Origin of the sequence: Helicobacter heilmannii, assembly GCF_001283065.1 — a bacterium.
Taxonomy (GTDB): Bacteria; Campylobacterota; Campylobacteria; order Campylobacterales; family Helicobacteraceae; genus Helicobacter; species Helicobacter heilmannii.
This window is the reverse complement of record NZ_CDMK01000001.1, coordinates 68,797-69,115: the sequence shown is the minus strand read 5'-3', so window position 1 is coordinate 69,115 and position 319 is coordinate 68,797. Positions and strand designations below refer to the sequence as shown.

Sequence of the window (319 nt, the reverse complement as noted above, 5' to 3'; positions counted from 1 at the left end):
TTTGACTTGCTCTTAGCAATAAGCACACTGATAAACATAAGGTGGTATTGACTCATTTCTTGCTTTGGGGTCAAAACCAAAATATTATCATCGCAACAAAACTCGCGGATATGCACGAAAGAGTTACAAAACATGTCAATAGTGATTGCGTGGCTAAAAACCTGTTGGCTTTCATTGCTGATAAACCCCTTAACGCCTTGATTAGATTCACCAGCGGTAACAAGTGGGATATTGCCCTTAATCCTATTTTCTTTTGTAAGCCGTGTGCCTCGTGTGTAGTTAAACAAATCCACTAACTTAAACTCCCTCCAAGTTACCC

1 protein-coding gene is annotated in these 319 nt (G+C 39.8%); it reads right to left on the bottom strand.

Annotation, left to right across the window (positions count from 1 at the left end; genetic code table 11):
- Positions 1 to 293, bottom strand: a 293-nt coding sequence (locus AOG36_RS00385) for a restriction endonuclease subunit S (RefSeq protein ID WP_202903431.1), incomplete at its 3' end; no start/stop codon positions are given.
- Between the last annotated feature and the right edge of the window lie 26 nt (positions 294 to 319).